The organism is Fructobacillus tropaeoli (genome assembly GCF_016860625.1).
GTDB classification, from domain to species: domain Bacteria; phylum Bacillota; class Bacilli; order Lactobacillales; family Lactobacillaceae; genus Fructobacillus; species Fructobacillus tropaeoli.
In genome coordinates this window covers 119,392-136,942 of record NZ_BOJU01000001.1, presented here as the reverse complement: position 1 = coordinate 136,942, position 17,551 = coordinate 119,392, and the positions used below count along the sequence as shown (strand labels likewise).

The window sequence follows — 17,551 nt, the reverse complement described above, 5'->3', positions numbered from 1 at the left end:
TCCGGCCTATTCTTCATATACTTCTGTTTATTTTATCACGAATATTCCAGAAAAAGGGTTCTTGATTCGAGTATAATAGAAGACATGAAACAATTTAGAGTAGAAAACTTAACGTCTGTATACGGCGAAAAGGTCCTCTTTGATGACCTTTCCTTTTTGATTACCCAGGGTGATCGTGTTGGTCTAGTAGGGGTCAATGGTTCTGGGAAAACGACCCTGTTAAATGCCCTTTCCGGTAAACAACCGGCTGATCATGGAACAATTTCGACCCAAAATGATTATCGCGTTGGACACTTGGAACAAGATCCTGATTTGGCTGGACACATGCAGGTCCTAGATGCGATTTATGCTGGGGACCAGCCTGTTTTTCAAACAATTCGGGCTTACCAGGAGTCCTTAGATTTTCTGGCGCAAGATCCTGAAAATCCAAAGGCAGCCAGCCGCTTTGAAAAGGCCCAGGCTGCCATGGATCGGGATGATGCCTGGACCATCGAGGCCCAGATTAAGACTATTTTAACGCAGTTACATTTAACGAATTTAAATCAAGAAGTGGCTAGCCTGTCGGGTGGTCAAAAAAAGCGTGTTGGTTTAGCGCAGGTTTTGATTCAAGAGCCGGATCTCCTGATTTTAGATGAGCCGACCAACCACTTGGATTTTGATTCCATTGCCTGGTTAGAGCAGTATTTGGCCAAGTATAAGGGTGCCTTATTGACGGTTACGCACGACCGTTATTTCTTGGATCGAGTAACGAATCGAATTTTTGAGCTTTCCTTTGGGAAACTCTATGAATACCCAGGAAACTACCAAGATTACGTCGAGGGCAAGGCTATTCGCCAGGAAAACGAGGCGGCTGCTGAACATAAGCGCGAAAAGCTTTATGAAAAAGAACTGGTTTGGATGAAAAAATCAGCCCGAGCCCGGACAACGAAGCAAAAGGGCCGAGAAAAGGCCTTCGCGGAGTTAGAGGACTCGCTAGGGAATGTGCGTACGGACCAAGACGTTGAGGTGTCATTGGGCCAGCAGCGTCTGGGTAAGAAAGTAATTGCCTTAGATCATGCCTCTTTGGCTTTTGGCAATCAGGTGATTTTTAAGGACCTGTCATTGCGTTTTGGTCAGCGCGACCGAATTGGTATTACCGGACCGAATGGGGTTGGAAAATCTTCTCTTTTGAATGTTTTGGCCGGTCGGTTGCCATTGACTGATGGGGTATTAGAAATCGGGGAAACGGTGCGAATCGGCTATTACACGCAGGTAACGGAGGAAATCCCGGCCGATAAGCGGATGATCGAATACCTAACGGATGTTGCTTCGAGTGTGAAGGACCGCGATGGAAACGTTATTTCCGCCAAGGACCTGCTAGAGCAGTTTCTCTTCCCAAGCTTTATGCATGGAACTTTGGTGCGTAAGTTATCTGGTGGTGAAAAGCGCCGGTTGTACCTACTAAAGATTCTTTTGCAGGAACCAAACGTTTTGTTACTGGATGAGCCAACTAACGATTTGGATATCGGCACCTTAACTGTTTTGGAAAATTTCCTGGCCCGCTTTGCAGGAACTGTCGTGACGGTTTCCCACGATCGTTACTTTTTGGACAAGGTGGCCGACTATAGTTACTACTTGTCTGGTAATGGTCAAGTTGACCGATATAATGGCGAGTTTTCAATTTACTTGGATGAGGTTGTCTTACCCGGTGAAAAGAGTGCTGGGACAGGTCGTCTGGATAAAAAAGAAAAATCAGCAACTGAAAAGCCATCAGTACCAGCACAAAAGCCTAAAGAGCGTAAGTTAACCTACATGGAAAAGCGTGAATGGGAAACGATTGAGGATGAGATTGCTGATTTGGAAGCGCAAGTAGAGGATTTTAATGACCAAATGGCCGCCAATGGTGCCGATTACCAAAAGGTCGCTGAAATTCAAAGCCAATTGCAAGAGGTCTCTGATGCCCTTGATGCGAAAATGGAACGCTGGGCTGAATTAAGTGAAATTGTTGAAGGACAGGGCTAAAACCCTGTTTTTTTATTGAGGTGGCTAAGATTATTTTGGGGCTTTGAATGACCATTGTCCTCCTTGTTTCCGTCTAATGATGCTGAAAAAAGGAGAAACCGATGAATTTGAATCAATTTTTGCTAGCTCTTCACCTGACGCCTGGATTAGGTAAGGCTAAAGAAGCAAAGGTCATTGCCGCTTTGAATCAGCAGGGCAACCCAGAGCAGGGGCCCTATCCCTGGCCCTTTTTAACGTTGGCCCTTGTTCTAGGATTGGAACCTGGATCACAACCATATCGGCAGATTCAGGCGAGCTATGAATGGTCATTGGACAAAGCTTTAGCATACCAAGGAGGCTGGTTGACCTACTTTGATGCTGACTATCCGAAGAGATTGAAAGAGATTTATCAGCCGCCATTAGTCCTCTTTTACCAGGGGGATTTTCGGGCGCTGACTCTGCCGTCACTGGCAGTAGTTGGGGCGAGGGCTGCCAGTCCTTATGGGCTAGCGGCCCTACGGCAATTGTTGCCGGATGTGGTCAAGACAGGGATTAGCGTTGTTTCGGGGTTGGCGAAGGGGATTGATGTGATGGCTCATCAGATGACCTTTCATCATGGGGGTGTTCCGGTGGCGGTCATTGGCACAGGGTTGGACCGGGCATATCCAGCAAATCACCGTTTACTGCAAGACCAGGTTGGTCAGCAGGGGTTATTGTTGTCGGAATACCCAGTAGGGTCCTTGCCATTGAGAAGCCACTTTCCAGACCGCAATCGAATTATTGCGGGCCTTTCGAGTGCCACGTTAGTGATTGAGGCCAAGCACCATTCCGGGTCGCTGATTACTGCTAATTTAGCGTTACAAGAAAATCGACAGGTTTTAGCGGTTCCTGGTCCGATTAATGCGCCCCTGTCGGTCGGCCCAAATGAATTAATTCAGGCAGGTGCGTTGCCAGTCTTAACGAGCAGTGATATCATTAAAGCGGTTTCATGTTTGACTTAAAAATTTGCCTTATATAGTAGGAAAATGATTCCACCCGTCTTGCCAAAGCGTAGCTTTGACTGGTATGATGGGAGAGTTAAACCAAAAGGAAAGCTTGCTTTTGGTTGATAAACGTGATTATTGATTCAAAACAATCACCTTTGTCGCTAATCAAGTAGCTTTAGAAAAATGGGGAATCACACGTTGGTAGAAGCAAAGACCAAGAAAACAACTGCTCCAAAGAAAAAGAGTAAGAAGAAAACAAGTAAAAAATTAGTGATTGTCGAGAGTCCGTCAAAGGCCAAGACAATTGAAAAATATCTTGGCTCGACTTATCAAGTTGTTGCCTCGATTGGCCATGTCCGCGACCTCCCTAAGTCAACATTGGGTGTTGATGTTGACCAGGATTACGAACCAAAGTACATTAATATTCGCGGTAAGGGTCCGGTGATTAAGGACCTGAAAAAAGCTGCTAAGGCTGCCAAGCAAGTCTATCTCGCATCCGATCCGGATCGCGAAGGAGAGGCGATTGCCTGGCATTTACAGCATATTTTGGACCTTGATCCAGAACAAAAAAACCGAGTGGTCTTTAACGAAATCACGAAGGATACGATTAAAAATGCCTTCAAGGAACCACGGACCATTAACCAGGATTTGGTTGATGCTCAGCAGGCTCGACGAATTATTGACCGGTTGGTGGGTTATTCGATTTCACCAGTATTGTGGAAGACTGTCAAGCGTGGCTTGTCAGCCGGCCGAGTACAATCCGTTGCCCTCGGTTTGATTATTGCCAGAGAGCGCCAAATTCAGGCTTTCCAACCAGAAGAATACTGGACGCTGGATTCCGAATTCAAGAAGGGAAAGTCGAAGTTTAAGGCGAACTTCTATGGCTTTGCTGGTAAGAAGCAGCCACTGCCTGATAATGCAGCCATCCAATCAGTCATGGCTGATTTGGACTTGAAAAAGCCCTTCCAGGTATCAGAAGTCAAGGCCAAGGAAAGAAAGCGGCAACCACAGCCACCGTTTACAACGTCAACGATGCAACAAGCAGCCAACACCCAGTTGAAGTTTAGAACACGGAAGACGATGATGACGGCTCAGCAACTGTATGAAGGAATTAACTTAGGGCGTGGCCTCGGTCAAGTTGGGTTAATTACCTATATGCGTACGGATTCGACCCGACTTTCAGCTGTGGCGAAGAATGCCGCTGCTCAGTATATTCATGACGAGTGGGGCGAGGAATATTCAAGCCATAAGCCTGTTGCCGGGACACCGCAAGAAGGGGCTCAAGATGCCCACGAAGCAATTCGTCCAACGGACGTCACGAAGACACCAGCATCAATTAAAGATAAGTTGACCCCTGACCAATTCAAGTTGTATTCCTTGATTTGGTCGCGCTTTGTCGCATCTTTGATGACGCCCGAAATTTTGGATACCTTAGCCGTAACGGTTGAGCAAAATGGTGTCCTGTTCCATGCCAATGGATCAAAGACCAAGTTTGCTGGATTTACCAAGGCTTATCCGGCTGCTAAAGAAAAAGATAATCTTTTGCCTGATTTGGCAGAGGGGGATGAAGTCGACTTGTCGAAGACAAATCCAGAACAGCACTTTACGATGCCACCAGCCCGCTATACTGAAGCGGCTTTGATTAAGGCCTTGGAAGAAAACGGTGTTGGTCGTCCTTCAACTTATGCGCCAACATTGGATACGATTCAGCGACGGAACTATGTGCGGGTGGATGCACGGAAATTCGTGCCCACTGAATTAGGTGAAATTGTCCAGACAATTGTTGAGGATAAGTTCCCCGATATTACCGATACCAAGTTTACGGCCCAGGTTGAGCATTCACTAGATGAGATTGAAGTCGGTGATAAGAAGTGGGTACCGGTCGTCGATGAATTTTACAAGCCATTCTCTAAGGAAGTTCAGTCCGCTGAGGAGACCTTGGAAAAAATTACGATGCACGATGAATTGGCTGGTATGGACTGTGAAGTCTGTGGCGCACCAATGGTGATTAAGATGGGCCGCTATGGTAAGTTTTATGCCTGCTCTCGTTTCCCAGATTGTCGTAATACAAAGGCAATTGTGCAAGAAATCGGTATCACTTGTCCAAAGTGTGGTAAGGGACAGGTTGTGGAACGCAAAACCAAGCGTGGTCGGAAGTTTTATGGCTGCTCTCGCTATCCTGACTGTGACTTTGTCTCATGGGACAAGCCAAAGGATCCAAATCAAGTAGACGAACAGGCTGCTAGCGCAACTGGTGAAGATCAGGAGGCCAATGGCACAGTCGCTATTAAGACTAAGAAAAAAGCACCCGCGAAGAAAAAAACGAGTGAAGCGAAGTAAAAGAATTTTTGAAAAGCCGCTACTAATGATATGTCCGAATGTTGGGGTTCATATCACTAAGGACGGCTTTTTTTGAGAAATAAGTAGGAAAGGTGGCTGTATGGCTGCAAGTAAGAAAGTTTTAACCATTGCGGGATCGGACTCGCTAGCCGGTGGAGGTCTGCAGGCTGATTTGGCCACCTTTGCCGAGGCTGGTTTGGCTGGCTTTTCGGCGATTACGAGTATTGTCAGTATTCAGCCTAGTAATGTGGCGGTTTTTCCTGTGCCAGATGAGGTCTTTGACCAGCAACTGAATTCTTTATTCCAGGTCGAAGACTTTGCCGCCATTAAGGTGGGGATGTTAACGTCGGTCAAGCAATTGGACCGGGTGGTTGCCTTTTTACAAGACTATGCCGGTCCAATCGTGGTTGATCCAGTTTTGGCCTTAAAGGAAGGCCACCTGGCCGAAAACAAAGCGTTGGTCCAAGAATACTTGGACCGCCTATTGCCGCTGGCAACGGTCACGACACCGAATTTAAATGAGGGGTTAGCTTTGGCAGAGCGGGCTAGCGCCTTGGCGAAAACGTCGAGTGATTTGGCAAAATTAGCACAAGAAATCAGTGAGCGAGCTCAAACTGCCGTATTCCTAAAGGGTGGTCAGGGATTTGTGGATGAAAAAGCCCTGGATGTGCTGGCAGTGTCAGGCCAAATTAGTTATTTGGCACAACCAGCCTTAGGCGAGGATGCCTTTGTTAATGGCGCCGGTTGTACCTTAGCGGCAGCAATTACGGCCAAATTAGCCTTGGGCGAGAACTTGCAACAAGCGGTTGAGCAAAGTCAGTTTTTTGTTCATCAAAGCATTCAGCAGGGGTATCGCCTGAATACCAGTCGAACGGATGGCAACGTTTTTCAGATTGGTGCCAAGTGGTCGAAATAAAGTGATCGAGTAAAACGACTACCTATTTTTTGATAAATAAAAAAGGAGTTCTCCTAGTAGAAGAACTCCTTTTAGCATGCTTTTTAAAAATTAGCCCTTGCCATCTTGGAAGGCGGCGTAAAGGGTCATCCCCCCATCAACAAAGAGGGTCGTACCAGTCACGTACTTGGCTTGATCGGATGCTAGCCAAACGGCAGCATCGGCCACGTCTTCAGGATCACCAATTTTTTGCATTGGAATCATCGATTGCGTTTCTTCATATTGGGCCTTATCAGCAAACTTTTCCGCATTAATTGGTGTGTTAATGGCACCGGGAGCGATATTGTTGACGCGAATACCCTTTGGCGCATACTCCATGGCAATCGTTTCGGTAAAGAGCTTGACGCCACCCTTAGCAGTTGCATAGGAAGCAAAGGTTGGCCAAGGAATTTGTTGGTGGACGGAAGACATATTGATGATGTTACCAGTCCGGTCATTGTCCAACCAGTAGTTGAGGGCTTCTTTTGCCCCAAGGAAGACACCGGTCATGTTAATGCCAATGACTTTATTCCATTCCTCAAGTGTGATTTTGTGGGTTGGTGTTTGAATTTCCATTCCGGCATTGTTGACCCAAACATCCAAACCGCCAAAGTTATCAATCGCAGCCTGTAAAAGGGCCTTGACGCCGGTTTCAGTTGAAACGTCGGCCTTGACGGCAACAGCATCGCCACCATTTTCTCGAATCTCGTCGACGGCGGCTTGCGCCCCGGCTTCGTCAGAATGGTAGTTAATCACAACGTTCATCTTTTCTTGAGCAAAGCGCAACGCGATTGCGTTACCAATACCCTTTGAGCCACCGGTAATCACGGCAACCTTTTTGTTCAAATCGTTAAACATCTAGTTCCTCCTTGTACAAAAAAACAGCGAAAGTTGGTTTCGCTGTCTACTTTATCTTAATGAGCTTGGATTGGCAAGTTTATTTGTTTTGCTTGCGGTACTGAACGGCCGTCACACCGGCTTCTTGCTTGAAGACGGTGTTGAAGTATGAGAGGTTGGGGATGCCAACTTTGAGGCCAACGAGTGCGACGGAGTCTTTGCCATCTTTGAGTAGCTTCTTAGCATGGAACATCCGTACTCGTAACAGATAGCTTTGTGGGCTTTCTTCTGCTACGGTCATAAAGGCTCGGTGTAGGATACCGGATGAGACAGAAAAGTCTTCGCTCAAGGACTCGAGTGTAATTCGATTCTTATAGTTGGCTGACAGGTATTCTTTCACTCGGAAGACTAAATCAGCCTTATCGGATAGTTCGCCAAATGGCTGACAATCAGAGCAGGGACGGAAACCCTCGAACAATGCCTCGTCATTTGTTTTGAAAATTTGAATATCTTCAGGGTGGGTGTCACTACCATGGACGCATGAGGGACAACAAACCCGCTTATCGGTTGTGACACCGTAGATAAAGCTACCGTTATAGTCTGCATCTCGATTGTGAATTGCTTGCCAACGTTTTTTTGTTAATGAGTACATCCTGAAGACCTCCTTTTAGAATTTATCTAGTTCCCAGAAATTGCTTATGAAAAAGCTCCAGACAATAATAACACAAATTGGTCTATTTGAGTATTACTATTATTTTACAAAGAAGGCTTTTTGTGTTTCAAAGGCTGATTTAGTAAAATAGAAGAAAACATTCACGCAAAAAGCGTTTGGAAAGGCGATTAAAAAATTGACTAATTATGCAGAAGAAATGATGGCTGCTATTCGCTTGGGACAAATGGACCAAGCACAGAAAGCCTTTCAAAAATCACTAGCCGAAGATGAAGATGATTTGGTTTATTCACTGGCTGAAGATCTCTATGCCATTGGTTTTGTCGAAGAGTCCAAGAAAGCTTATTTACACCTTCTGGCCAAATACCCTGATGAGGGTGACTTGAAGACAGCTTTGGCGGAATTAGCGATTGAAGAAAACGACTTGGATTTGGCGCAGGACTACTTAGCCCAAATTTCAGAGGATTCGCCGGCCTATTTGCAAGCCTTGCTGGTTAAAGCGGACTTGTACCAATCAGAAGGTTTAAGTGAGTCGGCAGAACATGCCTTAGAAAAGGCGTCACAGCTGGCACCCGATGAGCCGGTGGTAACCTTTGCCTTGGCTGAATTTTACTTTACGACCGGTCAGTACCACCAGGCTATTCGCGGTTATCGCCAACTCTTGTTAGCCGGTCAGCGCCGGATTGCCAAGGTTGATATGGCTGCTCGAATTGGAACGGCCTATGCAGCAATTGGAAACGTGGATAACGCCATTGCCTACCTCGAACAGATTAAGCCGATTGACTTGACGATTGACACCAAGTTCCAACTGGCTTTCTTGTATGTCGAGAAGAAGGCTGACGAGGATGCCTTACCACTCTTTGAAGATATTTTGGCTGCAGACCCACAGTACACTTCTGTTTACCCACTTCTTGGACAACTCTATGAACGGATTAATGACCTTGACCAAGCGGAAAAGACTTATCGTTTGGGGCTGTCGTATGATCAAACTAACCCGGTTTTGTATCGCCAAGCCGGGCTCTTAGCCTTTAAATTGGGTCAGTACGACCAGGCGAAAGAAGATTTCAATCAAGCGCTTGCCCTAGATGACCAAGACTTAGCAACTTATAGTGCTTTAGCTGACCTCTATTTGACTCGTCACGACTACGATGCCGTCATCGAAACCATTGGTGCAGCCCAAGAATTAGACTTAGTTGACCCACGCTTTAGCTGGGACTTGGCGCGGGCTTACCATGCCAAGGAAGAAGAAGACAAGGCAGAGGAACAATGGCAGGCCGCGCAGGTTGATTACCCGGCGGATCCTGATTTTTGGCACGACCTCGCTGATTGGTATCACGAAGTTGGTCGACGAAAAGAGGAACTGACTGCCTTAGAAAAGGCTGTTGATCTCGATCCAGACAACTTTGAATTAGCCGACCGCTTAGCTGACTTATCGCTTGATTAAAAAAATGAATGGAAATCCCTTTGTTTCGTGCATTCAGGGTAAAATCTTGCTAAGATTAGATGAATAGTAAATGATTAGAAGGAGGTGGCGATGAAGCTTGAACTGTTACCAAGTGAATTGACGGCTGCCAAGCCGATTCTAAAGCAGATTAATCAAGCCGGCTTTCAGGCTTATTTTGTTGGCGGTTGTGTTCGCGACATTATTTTAGAAAAACCAATTCACGACGTGGATATTGCTTCTTCTGCCTACCCAGAAGAAATTAAAAAGATTTTTAAAAAGACGGTCGATACCGGTATTCAACACGGTACCGTTATGGTCTTAGATCACGGTGAAGGGTATGAAATTACGACCTTCCGCACGGAATCCACTTATACAGATTTTCGTCGACCTGATCAAGTTACGTTTGTGCGGTCATTGAGTGAGGACTTGAAGCGCCGAGACTTTACCATTAATGCGTTTGCCCTTGATGAAGACGGTCAAGTGATTGATTATTTTGACGGTCTGACTGATTTGGCCAACCGACAAATCAGGGCGGTCGGTTTAGCAAAAGAACGTTTTACAGAGGACGCTTTGCGAATGATGCGTGCCCTGCGTTTTGCTGCGCAATTGGATTTTCAAATTGAAGATCAAACTTTAGCTGCCTTGGTGGAATTAGGACCGAATTTAGCTAAAATCGCCGTTGAGCGCATTCGAGTTGAATTTGAGAAAATGTTGCAAGGGTTGGCCGCTGGGTCAGCTTTGAAAATCTTAGTTGAAGCTGGACTCTTACCTTACTTACCAGGGGAAACCGGCTTGATGACGGAAGCCGATGTTTTAAGGGTTGCGAATCAGCTGGAAAGAAAACAACCGCAAAGTGAACAAGTTGTCTGGGCTTTGTACTTAGGTCAGCAAGGATTTGATGGTCCCACTCTGCAAGCACAACTGCGGCAATGGAAGTTATCAAAAGAAGTGATGCAGGCCGTGCTGGCGGTTGGACCACTGTTAGCCAATGTCAACCAAATTGACCGGTGGGCCATTTATGAGCACAATGCCCACGTGAAAACGTTGCTGGAAACGCTGACAATCATGGGAGTTGACCAAAGTGTGACGGAGCGCATTCAAAAGACATATGATAGCCTGCCAATTTATTCAATGAAGGACCTTGCCTTAAGCGGTGGGGACTTGATTACAGCCGGCTTGGCGCAGCCGGGTCCTGATTTGGGTGTGGCATTAAAGAAGATGGAACAGGCAGTCGTCTTAGGTCAGGTAGACAATACCAAAGAGGCCTTGACCACCCTTGTAGAGGAGCAGACACATGGCAACAGTTAAAATGGTTTGGGCGGAAGATGATCGCCATGCAATTGGTAAAGATGGCGATTTACCATGGTCGATTCCATCGGACTTAAAACACTTTAAAAAAGAAACAGTCGGTTCGACCATGGTAATGGGCCGTGCGACATGGGCAGCCATTGGTCGTCCATTACCAAAACGGAAAACGGTTGTTTTAACTCGGCAAGTTGATTTTGATCCCGGCTTTGAAGAGGTTGCCGTGGTTCATTCTCTAGCAGATTTACAAGCCTTGATTGATGATGAAATCAGCCAGGGACACGTCGTGACGGTTGCCGGTGGTGCTCAAGTCTTTACAGCATTAATGCCAATGGCGACAGACTTAATTGTCACAAAGGTTGCCGGTGACTTTGATGGCGATACCTTTGTCGACCCAGTTGATTTGACTCAGTTCACGTTAACAGCGCAACAAGAGGCCGTTGATGGCGACTATCAATTAACCTTTTTAACATATAAACGGAAGTAAGTAGGAGACGATTCCATGGCTAAAGTACAGATTGTAACGGATTCAGCCGCTAAGTTAACCCAAGCAGAAATTGACCAGTACCAAATTAAAGTTGTCCCATTGACCGTGCAGATTGATGGCACAATTTATCAAGATGGGGTGACCATTTCAGCTGAAGAATTCTTGGAAAAGATGCAAGAAAGCGACCAATTGCCACAGACTTCACAGCCTTCAATTGGGGCCTTTAAAGAAGTTTACGATCAATGCTATCAAGAAGATCCCGATGCAGCCGTCTTATCTTTGCACCTGTCATCTGGCTTATCCGGTACGGTAAATGCGGCCGCTCAGGCAAACGCCTTAACAAAAGCTGATGTCCATGCGTTCGATACGTTGAGTGCTGACCGCTCTGAAGCGTTTGTTGTCTTGGCAGCAGCCAAAGCAGCACAAGCTGGTCAGAGCCTGGAAGAGGTTTTGAAGGTGGCGGAAACTGCGCGAGACCAAACATACATCTTCTTGTCATTCCGCTCACTTGACAATATGGTTGCTGGTGGTCGCCTATCAAAGACACAGGGCTTGATTGGTAATCTCTTGAATATTAAGGTCGGTGCTAAGGTTGATGAGGAAGGCAAAGTGGATGTCGTGGTGAAGGGCCGCGGATTAAAGACTATTAAAGCCTTCAACGAGAACGTGATCGAGCAAATGAAGGGCTATAAGCAGATGAAGGCGATTGGGGTAACTTATACCGGCATCAAGGATGAGGCCGAAGAAATGGTCCAACGCTTAAATGCCATTTGGCCAGACATTGACATTCTTTTGTCAGTGGCAACACCAATTATCTCGACCCATACGGGGATGGGCGCTTTGGCCATTCTCTATGAAGCAGAATAAAGAAAGAGTTGATACTAAGTGAAAAAGGGTAAGATAGTTATTTTAACAATTGCCGGGATTGTGGTTGTTTTGGGAGCAGGGGCAGGCGTTGCTTACAGCAACCTGGCCAACCAAACGGGTCCAACGGTTAGCACTAAAAAATCAGACAGTGACCAGTCGACTAGTTCAAAAAAAGTATTAGCAACTAAGTCGTTTACAAAAGACGAAGTCAACGATATGATTCAATCTAAACTACAAAATAGTCAATATCAGGTTAGCCTGGATGGTCAAAACATTGTTGCAACCAGCACGAGTTCGAGTTTAAAGGGACAACTGACGATGACACCGAAGGTTACCAGTGATGGGAACGTTGTCTTGACCGTTAAGAAGGCCAAGGTTAATTCACTGGATGTCCCAGCGAAGGCAGCTCTTGGTTACCTACTGAAGCAAAATGTGGCACCAGCTGGCGTGGCCATTCAACCAAGTCAGGGTCAAATTACTTTGGATTTGTCACAATTAACTCAGGACGGTCAAACAGCTTATCAAGCTAAGCAGATTGATGTCCAGAATGGAATTTTTAAATTTGCAGAGGTAGATACTAGTGCCCAGTAAGTCACGAACTTTTTATGGTTGGTTAATGACCAACCGCAACCCGGTTGCAGCAACCGAGATTCAACAATTTGCTAACAACGCCTTTTTAGACCAAAGTTTTCCAAAACAGTCGACGGACTTTGACGAGCTTTCAAATTACTTGGAAGGTTCAGCGAGCTATTTAATGTCGATGACCATTTTTGATGAGGCTTGGTCCGAATACCAAGCTTCGCGCTAAGAGAAAGATAGGAAGGAAAGTCCATGGGACAATTAATACAATGGTACCCTGGCCACATGGCCAAGGCCTTTCGCTTGATGCGCGAAAACTTAAACTTGGTAGACATCGTTTTTGAACTGGTCGATGCCCGCTTACCGGCGTCATCACGTAATCCAGAAGTGGATAAATTGATTGGTGATAAGCCAAGACTGTTAGTTTTAACCAAGGCTGATTTAGCCGATCCAAAACAGACCAAGGCTTGGAAGGAACACTTTGAAAAAGAAGGCCTGAGTGTGGTCGTCTTGGATACACGGAGTCCGAAGACCCCCCAGACGATGACGAAGGCGGCTAAGTCTGTTTTGGCTGATAAAATCAAGGCTCAGGAAAAGCGTGGAATTGAGAACCGTCCCATTCGAGCAATGCTCGCAGGGATTCCAAACGTTGGTAAGTCAACTTTACTCAACCACCTGGTTCAAAAGAATGTGGCACCAACGGCTAATAAGCCGGGCGTCACGAAGAAGATTGCTTGGCTCAAGACGCCAGCAGGTTTGGAAATTTTGGATTCCCCAGGGGTCTTGTGGCCTAAGTTTGAAGATCAACAAATCGGTCTCCGCTTGGCTTTGAGTGGTGCGGTGAAGGATACGCTTTTCGCCAAAGATGACGCTGTGCTGTCTTTGATTGCTTTCTTCCGGGACTACCGGCCACAAGCCATCATTGACCGCTATCACTTGGCTGATGATGCCTTTACAACAATGTCTGATGTCGATATTCTCTTAGCTATTACGGCCAAGTTGGGCTTCAAGGACGATTACGATAAGGCGGCGGTCCGTGTTTTAAATGATCTACGTCAAGGAAAGTTGGGTACGTATACCCTAGATTTAATTCATGAGTGAAACGATTGCGAGCATTAAAGCGGCTTTAAAAGAAGCCGCATCAGATGATTCACGCTTGGCAACTTGGCGGTTGGATGACCGAAAAGGGGTTCAGGCAGCCATTTTGGCTTTTGACCGACGGCAGGAAAAATTAGCCGAGCAAAAGGCGGCTTTTTTGTCGCGCTTTGCCTTAGAAGAACCACTTTGGGCAGCAGGTTACCAAAATATTGCCGGTGTTGATGAGGTCGGCCGGGGCCCATTAGCGGGTCCGGTTGTGGCGGCGGCAGTCATCTTACCGAAGGACTTTGATCAGTACGGTGTGATTGATTCAAAACAGGTGAGTGAAAAACACCGATTGGAATATGTTCAGGCGATTAAGGACGAGGCCATTGCTTATGGCATTGGCGTGGTCAGTGCGCAGGTGATTGATGAGGTTAACATCTATCAAGCCAGTCGGTTAGCAATGAAGGAAGCAGTGGAGCAGCTGCAGCCAAAAGCTGACTATTTACTGGTGGATGCCATGACGATTGATACAAATCTGCCACAGCAGTCGCTGATTAAGGGGGATGCTCGTTCAAACTCGATTGGTGCTGCCAGTATTTTGGCTAAGGTTACCCGTGACCAAATGATGGCTGACTATGACCGAGAATATCCTGGCTATGACTTTGCTCATAATGCTGGTTATGGGACGGCTAAGCACCTTTCGGGTCTAGCCAAATTAGGTCCAACGCCGATTCATCGGCGGACTTTTGAGCCGGTGAAAAAGCTTTTATCATGATTTTTTATGGAGCGCAAAAATTTTGTGGCTCCTTTTTGCTAGTTAGCTTGTGCTGACACAAGAAATAATTGTTTAATTGAGAAAGGAATTGCTTATGACAGCAATTAAACTGAGCCCGCGGTTAGCCGCAGTAAAAGATTTGGTGAATGATCAGGCGCGCGTGGCTGATATTGGGTCAGACCATGCTTATTTAGCAGCAGCCCTGCTATTGGAAAAAAAGAGTGCGTTTGCCTTGGTGGGCGAGGTTGCCCAGGGGCCACTCGAGAACGCCATCCATACGGTGGCGACTTATGGTTTGTCCGACCGGGTGACTTGTCGGTTAGCGGATGGTCTAGCAGCGATTGAACCAGATGACCAAATTGAAACGGTTGTCATTGCCGGAATGGGTGGTTTGTTGATTGAGAAAATTTTGACTGCTGGTCAAAATAAAGGGCCGTTTAACCAGTTAATTTTGCAGCCAAACACCGATCAAGCGGCGGTTCGACTTTGGCTAAGTCAAAATGGGTACCGAATTGATCAAGAAAAAATTGTGCAAGAAGGGCACCACCGCTATGAAATCATTGTGGCCGTTCCTGGTCAACAGGAGCTGACCCGGGCTGAGTGGACCTTTGGTCCAAAGCTCCTTCAGGCAAAAGACCCAGTTTTCTTGGCCAAGTGGGAACAGGAACGTAATCGAGCAGCTGAAGTCTTGTCACGATTGGAAAGTGCCCAACAAAAGGGCAGCGAAAAGTACGTGAACTTACAAGAAAAGCTGAACTTTATTAATCAGGAGGTTTTTGATGGTCAAAGCAAGTGAATTGATTGAACAAATTGAGGCCTTTGCCCCAAAGTCGCTAGCCGAACCGGGCGACCCAACCGGGTTACAAATTGGCCAACCGGAGCAAGAAATCCATCGCGTTCTGACCACGTTGGATGTGCGACCAGAAGTCGTCCAAGAGGCTATCGATTTAGGGGCTGATTTTATCTGGGCTCATCATGAAGCCATGTTTCGGCCTGCAAAGAACCTTGACTTGTCGGACCCGCAAAATGCGATGTACGCACTTGCGATTAAAAATAATATTGTGATTTATGCCTCTCATACCAACTTGGATGCCGTTGCTGGCGGTCTGAATGATTGGTTGTGCCAGGCATTTGGTATTGAAAATCAGATACCGCTACTACCGGGTGAAGGGGACCAACCCGGGATGGGGCGGATTGGTGAGTTAAAGATTGCTATGACCATGGCTGATTTTGCTAAACAGGTCAAAGCCGTTTGCCAGGTCGATGCTGTGCGTTTAATCGCTAACGATGCGAATAAAGTCGTCAAACGGGTGGCAGTTCTAGGTGGCGATGGTGGTAAGTTTTGGAAAAAGGCGCAAGAAGCTGGCGCTGACCTTTACTTGACCGCTGATTTGTACTACCATGTTGGTCATGATATACTGGCTGCTGATTTTGCCGTGTTAGACCCGGACCACCATATGGAAGCCTTGGCCAAAGAACCAATGGCCAAAAAAGTTCAAGAATGGTTTGCTGGGCAACTGCCGGTGACGGCTAGCCAGAAGAATACTGATCCCTACACCTATTTTTAGGTCTGTTTGCAAGCAGGAGGTTTTGCATGTCTGAGAAGTACCCACAGTTAGTGTCTCGTTTCTTACGTTATGTCAAAGTTGATACTCGGTCTGATGAAGAGAGTCAGACGATTCCGTCATCACCGAAAGAAGTTCAGTTTTTAAAGGATTTGGCCGTTGAGTTAAAGGAAATCGGCTTGGAAAATGTCCGCACGATGAAGGATGGTTATCTCTTTGCTGAATTGCCTTCAAATTTGCCAGATGGTCAGGGAACCAAAATTGGCTTTATTTCTCACGTCGATACGGCTGATTTTGAAAGCGAGCATGTGAACCCACAAGAGGTTGATAACTACGACGGGCACTCTGTTTTGGAATTGGGAACGTCTGGCTATAAGTTGGACCCAGCAGTTTTCCCACATCTTAAGAACTATCAAGGCCATGATTTAATTACAACGGATGGAACCACCTTGCTTGGTTCTGATGACAAATCAGGCGTGGCTGAAATCATCGCATTGGCCGAGTATTTGTTGGCCCACCCAGAAGTAAAGCACGGTCCCGTTCGTTTTGCCTTTGGTCCGGATGAGGAAATCGGTATTGGCGCTAATCATTTTGATGTCGCTGCCTTTGATGCTGATTTTGCCTACACGGTTGATGGTGGTCCATTGGGCGAACTGGAGTGGGAAACCTTCAACGCTGCCCAGGCTGAGATTGTGATTACCGGCCAAAACGTTCACCCTGGTACCGCCAAGGGTGCGATGGTTAATGCCATCCAAGTTGGGATTGATTTTCATAACGCATTGCCTGAGCATGACCGGCCTGAAAAGACAGAGGGGCGTGAAGGTTTCTATCATTTGATTGATATGGCAGGAACACCAGAAGAAGCTACGTTAACTTACATTATCCGTGATCACGATCGGGAAAAGTTTGAAAATCGTAAGAAAACGATGGTCCAAATCGCTGACCAACTCAATCAAGACTTGCAAAAAGACCGTGTGGCCTTGACCCTGAAAGACCAATATTACAACATGGGTGATGTTTTGAAGGATCACCAAGAAGTTGTTGAATATGCCAATGAAGCTATGACGGATTTGGGTATCGAGCCGGATACACAACCAGCTCGAGGCGGAACGGATGGCTCAAAGATTACCTTCTTAGGTTTGCCAACGCCAAATCTTTTTGCCGGTGGTGAAAACATGCACGGTCGCTACGAATTCGTGTCCAAGCAGGTGATGGAACAGGCAACTGACGTTTTGTTGGGTATCCTGACAAAGGCAGCAGGGTCAAAGTAAGATACTTAATTTAGCCTGCTAATATCAAAATTAATGACAACAAAAAAGACTAGGAATTTTCCTAGTCTTTTTTTAAAGCAAGCTGTTGGTGTTTTAGGCTTGGCTGTCTGCCTTTTCTGCTTCTGCAGAATCTGACAAGGCAGGGACCAAGATGAGGGCAGCTTCACCAACGATAATCGTTACGAGAGCTGTCACACCTGGGTTGAAAGTTACGCCGGTCATTTGTCCGACCAAGTAACCAAGAACTTCACCAAACAGTGCACACCAGAAGGCGGCAGTAATATAGCGCATGTTTCCACTTCCTTTATTATTTACCCACTATGATACGCCCCTCTTATAAATTCGCAAGAGAATTTGTCTAATTTAAGGGCGACAATTTCGGATAAGTGTTGGTTAAAAAAGCAAAGTAATCAAAAGGGGAAGGGGGC

General features: G+C 46.3%; 18 protein-coding genes. 15 read left to right on the top strand and 3 right to left on the bottom strand.

Annotated elements, in window-relative coordinates; all coding sequences use genetic code 11:
* The first annotated feature begins 84 nt into the window (after nucleotides 1-84).
* The 4 genes from abc-f to FT12353_RS00630 all read left to right on the top strand — a co-directional run bounded on the left by abc-f (nucleotide 85) and on the right by FT12353_RS00630 (nucleotide 6,222).
* Nucleotides 85-2,001 carry a ribosomal protection-like ABC-F family protein gene (gene abc-f, locus FT12353_RS00645; protein WP_203617051.1) on the top strand — a complete coding sequence of 639 codons (1,917 nt, stop codon included), beginning with the start codon at nucleotides 85-87 and terminating at the stop codon, nucleotides 1,999-2,001.
* Between the two features lie 101 nt (nucleotides 2,002-2,102).
* Nucleotides 2,103-2,981, top strand: coding sequence for a DNA-processing protein DprA (dprA, locus tag FT12353_RS00640; RefSeq protein WP_203617048.1), 879 nt, complete (start codon nucleotides 2,103-2,105; stop codon nucleotides 2,979-2,981).
* A gap of 183 nt (nucleotides 2,982-3,164) precedes the next feature.
* A complete protein-coding gene (topA, locus tag FT12353_RS00635; RefSeq protein WP_373299293.1) occupies nucleotides 3,165-5,306 on the top strand; it encodes a type I DNA topoisomerase in 2,142 nt (713 codons plus the stop codon).
* A gap of 100 nt (nucleotides 5,307-5,406) precedes the next feature.
* Nucleotides 5,407-6,222 carry a hydroxymethylpyrimidine/phosphomethylpyrimidine kinase gene (locus FT12353_RS00630; RefSeq protein ID WP_203617042.1) on the top strand — a complete coding sequence of 272 codons (816 nt, stop codon included), beginning with the start codon at nucleotides 5,407-5,409 and terminating at the stop codon, nucleotides 6,220-6,222.
* A gap of 90 nt (nucleotides 6,223-6,312) precedes the next feature.
* Here FT12353_RS00630 and FT12353_RS00625 read toward each other — a convergent pair whose 3' ends face one another.
* Together FT12353_RS00625 and FT12353_RS00620 are read right to left on the bottom strand one after the other, a co-directional pair.
* Entirely contained in the window at nucleotides 6,313-7,098 is a 786-nt protein-coding gene (locus tag FT12353_RS00625; RefSeq protein WP_168778267.1) for a glucose-1-dehydrogenase, read from the bottom strand.
* Between the two features lie 79 nt (nucleotides 7,099-7,177).
* Nucleotides 7,178-7,729, bottom strand: a complete 552-nt coding sequence (locus tag FT12353_RS00620) for an Ada metal-binding domain-containing protein (RefSeq protein ID WP_059393384.1) — start codon at nucleotides 7,727-7,729, stop codon at nucleotides 7,178-7,180.
* 196 nt (nucleotides 7,730-7,925) lie between these two features.
* Between FT12353_RS00620 and FT12353_RS00615 the strand changes: the two genes are divergently transcribed.
* The 11 genes from FT12353_RS00615 to pepT all read left to right on the top strand — a co-directional run bounded on the left by FT12353_RS00615 (nucleotide 7,926) and on the right by pepT (nucleotide 17,123).
* Nucleotides 7,926-9,191 carry a tetratricopeptide repeat protein gene (locus FT12353_RS00615; RefSeq protein WP_239061147.1) on the top strand — a complete coding sequence of 422 codons (1,266 nt, stop codon included), beginning with the start codon at nucleotides 7,926-7,928 and terminating at the stop codon, nucleotides 9,189-9,191.
* A gap of 90 nt (nucleotides 9,192-9,281) precedes the next feature.
* The gene (locus FT12353_RS00610; protein WP_203617040.1) at nucleotides 9,282-10,499 is read left to right on the top strand and encodes a CCA tRNA nucleotidyltransferase; all 1,218 of its coding nucleotides are present in this window, start codon (nucleotides 9,282-9,284) and stop codon (nucleotides 10,497-10,499) included.
* Entirely contained in the window at nucleotides 10,486-10,983 is a 498-nt protein-coding gene (locus FT12353_RS00605; protein WP_059393382.1) for a dihydrofolate reductase, read from the top strand. Before FT12353_RS00610 ends, FT12353_RS00605 begins: the two co-directional genes overlap by 14 nt.
* Nucleotides 10,984-10,998: 15 nt before the next feature.
* The gene (fakB, locus tag FT12353_RS00600) at nucleotides 10,999-11,850 is read left to right on the top strand and encodes a DegV family protein (protein ID WP_203617038.1); all 852 of its coding nucleotides are present in this window, start codon (nucleotides 10,999-11,001) and stop codon (nucleotides 11,848-11,850) included.
* 18 nt (nucleotides 11,851-11,868) lie between these two features.
* Complete coding sequence (locus FT12353_RS00595) at nucleotides 11,869-12,441, top strand: DUF2140 family protein (protein ID WP_203617036.1); 573 nt, start codon at nucleotides 11,869-11,871, stop codon at nucleotides 12,439-12,441.
* Nucleotides 12,431-12,658 carry a YozE family protein gene (locus tag FT12353_RS00590; protein ID WP_083994348.1) on the top strand — a complete coding sequence of 76 codons (228 nt, stop codon included), beginning with the start codon at nucleotides 12,431-12,433 and terminating at the stop codon, nucleotides 12,656-12,658. The genes FT12353_RS00595 and FT12353_RS00590 overlap by 11 nt, the downstream gene beginning before the upstream one ends.
* Nucleotides 12,659-12,681: 23 nt before the next feature.
* Nucleotides 12,682-13,530 carry a ribosome biogenesis GTPase YlqF gene (ylqF, locus tag FT12353_RS00585; protein WP_203617034.1) on the top strand — a complete coding sequence of 283 codons (849 nt, stop codon included), beginning with the start codon at nucleotides 12,682-12,684 and terminating at the stop codon, nucleotides 13,528-13,530.
* Nucleotides 13,523-14,287, top strand: a complete 765-nt coding sequence (rnhB, locus tag FT12353_RS00580) for a ribonuclease HII (protein ID WP_203617032.1) — start codon at nucleotides 13,523-13,525, stop codon at nucleotides 14,285-14,287. The genes ylqF and rnhB overlap by 8 nt, the downstream gene beginning before the upstream one ends.
* 94 nt (nucleotides 14,288-14,381) lie before the next feature.
* Nucleotides 14,382-15,083: a tRNA (adenine(22)-N(1))-methyltransferase gene (locus FT12353_RS00575; RefSeq protein ID WP_203617029.1), complete on the top strand. Its 702-nt coding sequence runs from the start codon at nucleotides 14,382-14,384 to the stop codon at nucleotides 15,081-15,083.
* Entirely contained in the window at nucleotides 15,067-15,855 is a 789-nt protein-coding gene (locus FT12353_RS00570; RefSeq protein ID WP_203617027.1) for a Nif3-like dinuclear metal center hexameric protein, read from the top strand. Before FT12353_RS00575 ends, FT12353_RS00570 begins: the two co-directional genes overlap by 17 nt.
* Before the next feature lie 26 nt (nucleotides 15,856-15,881).
* A complete protein-coding gene (gene pepT, locus FT12353_RS00565; protein ID WP_203617020.1) occupies nucleotides 15,882-17,123 on the top strand; it encodes a peptidase T in 1,242 nt (413 codons plus the stop codon).
* A 93-nt stretch (nucleotides 17,124-17,216) separates the two neighbouring features.
* On the opposite strand, the gene FT12353_RS00560 is transcribed toward pepT, so the two are convergent.
* On the bottom strand, nucleotides 17,217-17,414 hold the full coding sequence (locus FT12353_RS00560) for a YjzD family protein (protein ID WP_203617017.1): 198 nt from the start codon (nucleotides 17,412-17,414) through the stop codon (nucleotides 17,217-17,219).
* Nucleotides 17,415-17,551 lie beyond the last annotated feature (137 nt).

What these genes read in the sequence shown, in the direction of transcription:
- fakB (WP_203617038.1), top strand. Translation starts at nt 10,999, where the DNA reads ATGGCTAAAGTACAGATTGTAACGGATTCAGCCGCTAAGTTAACCCAA.
- abc-f (WP_203617051.1), top strand. Translation starts at nt 85, where the DNA reads ATGAAACAATTTAGAGTAGAAAACTTAACGTCTGTATACGGCGAAAAG.
- FT12353_RS00605 (WP_059393382.1), top strand. Translation starts at nt 10,486, where the DNA reads ATGGCAACAGTTAAAATGGTTTGGGCGGAAGATGATCGCCATGCAATT.
- FT12353_RS00630 (WP_203617042.1), top strand. Translation starts at nt 5,407, where the DNA reads ATGGCTGCAAGTAAGAAAGTTTTAACCATTGCGGGATCGGACTCGCTA.
- FT12353_RS00620 (WP_059393384.1), bottom strand. Translation starts at nt 7,729, where the DNA reads ATGTACTCATTAACAAAAAAACGTTGGCAAGCAATTCACAATCGAGAT.
- FT12353_RS00610 (WP_203617040.1), top strand. Translation starts at nt 9,282, where the DNA reads ATGAAGCTTGAACTGTTACCAAGTGAATTGACGGCTGCCAAGCCGATT.
- FT12353_RS00575 (WP_203617029.1), top strand. Translation starts at nt 14,382, where the DNA reads ATGACAGCAATTAAACTGAGCCCGCGGTTAGCCGCAGTAAAAGATTTG.
- rnhB (WP_203617032.1), top strand. Translation starts at nt 13,523, where the DNA reads ATGAGTGAAACGATTGCGAGCATTAAAGCGGCTTTAAAAGAAGCCGCA.
- pepT (WP_203617020.1), top strand. Translation starts at nt 15,882, where the DNA reads ATGTCTGAGAAGTACCCACAGTTAGTGTCTCGTTTCTTACGTTATGTC.
- FT12353_RS00560 (WP_203617017.1), bottom strand. Translation starts at nt 17,414, where the DNA reads ATGCGCTATATTACTGCCGCCTTCTGGTGTGCACTGTTTGGTGAAGTT.
- dprA (WP_203617048.1), top strand. Translation starts at nt 2,103, where the DNA reads ATGAATTTGAATCAATTTTTGCTAGCTCTTCACCTGACGCCTGGATTA.
- ylqF (WP_203617034.1), top strand. Translation starts at nt 12,682, where the DNA reads ATGGGACAATTAATACAATGGTACCCTGGCCACATGGCCAAGGCCTTT.
- FT12353_RS00570 (WP_203617027.1), top strand. Translation starts at nt 15,067, where the DNA reads ATGGTCAAAGCAAGTGAATTGATTGAACAAATTGAGGCCTTTGCCCCA.
- FT12353_RS00625 (WP_168778267.1), bottom strand. Translation starts at nt 7,098, where the DNA reads ATGTTTAACGATTTGAACAAAAAGGTTGCCGTGATTACCGGTGGCTCA.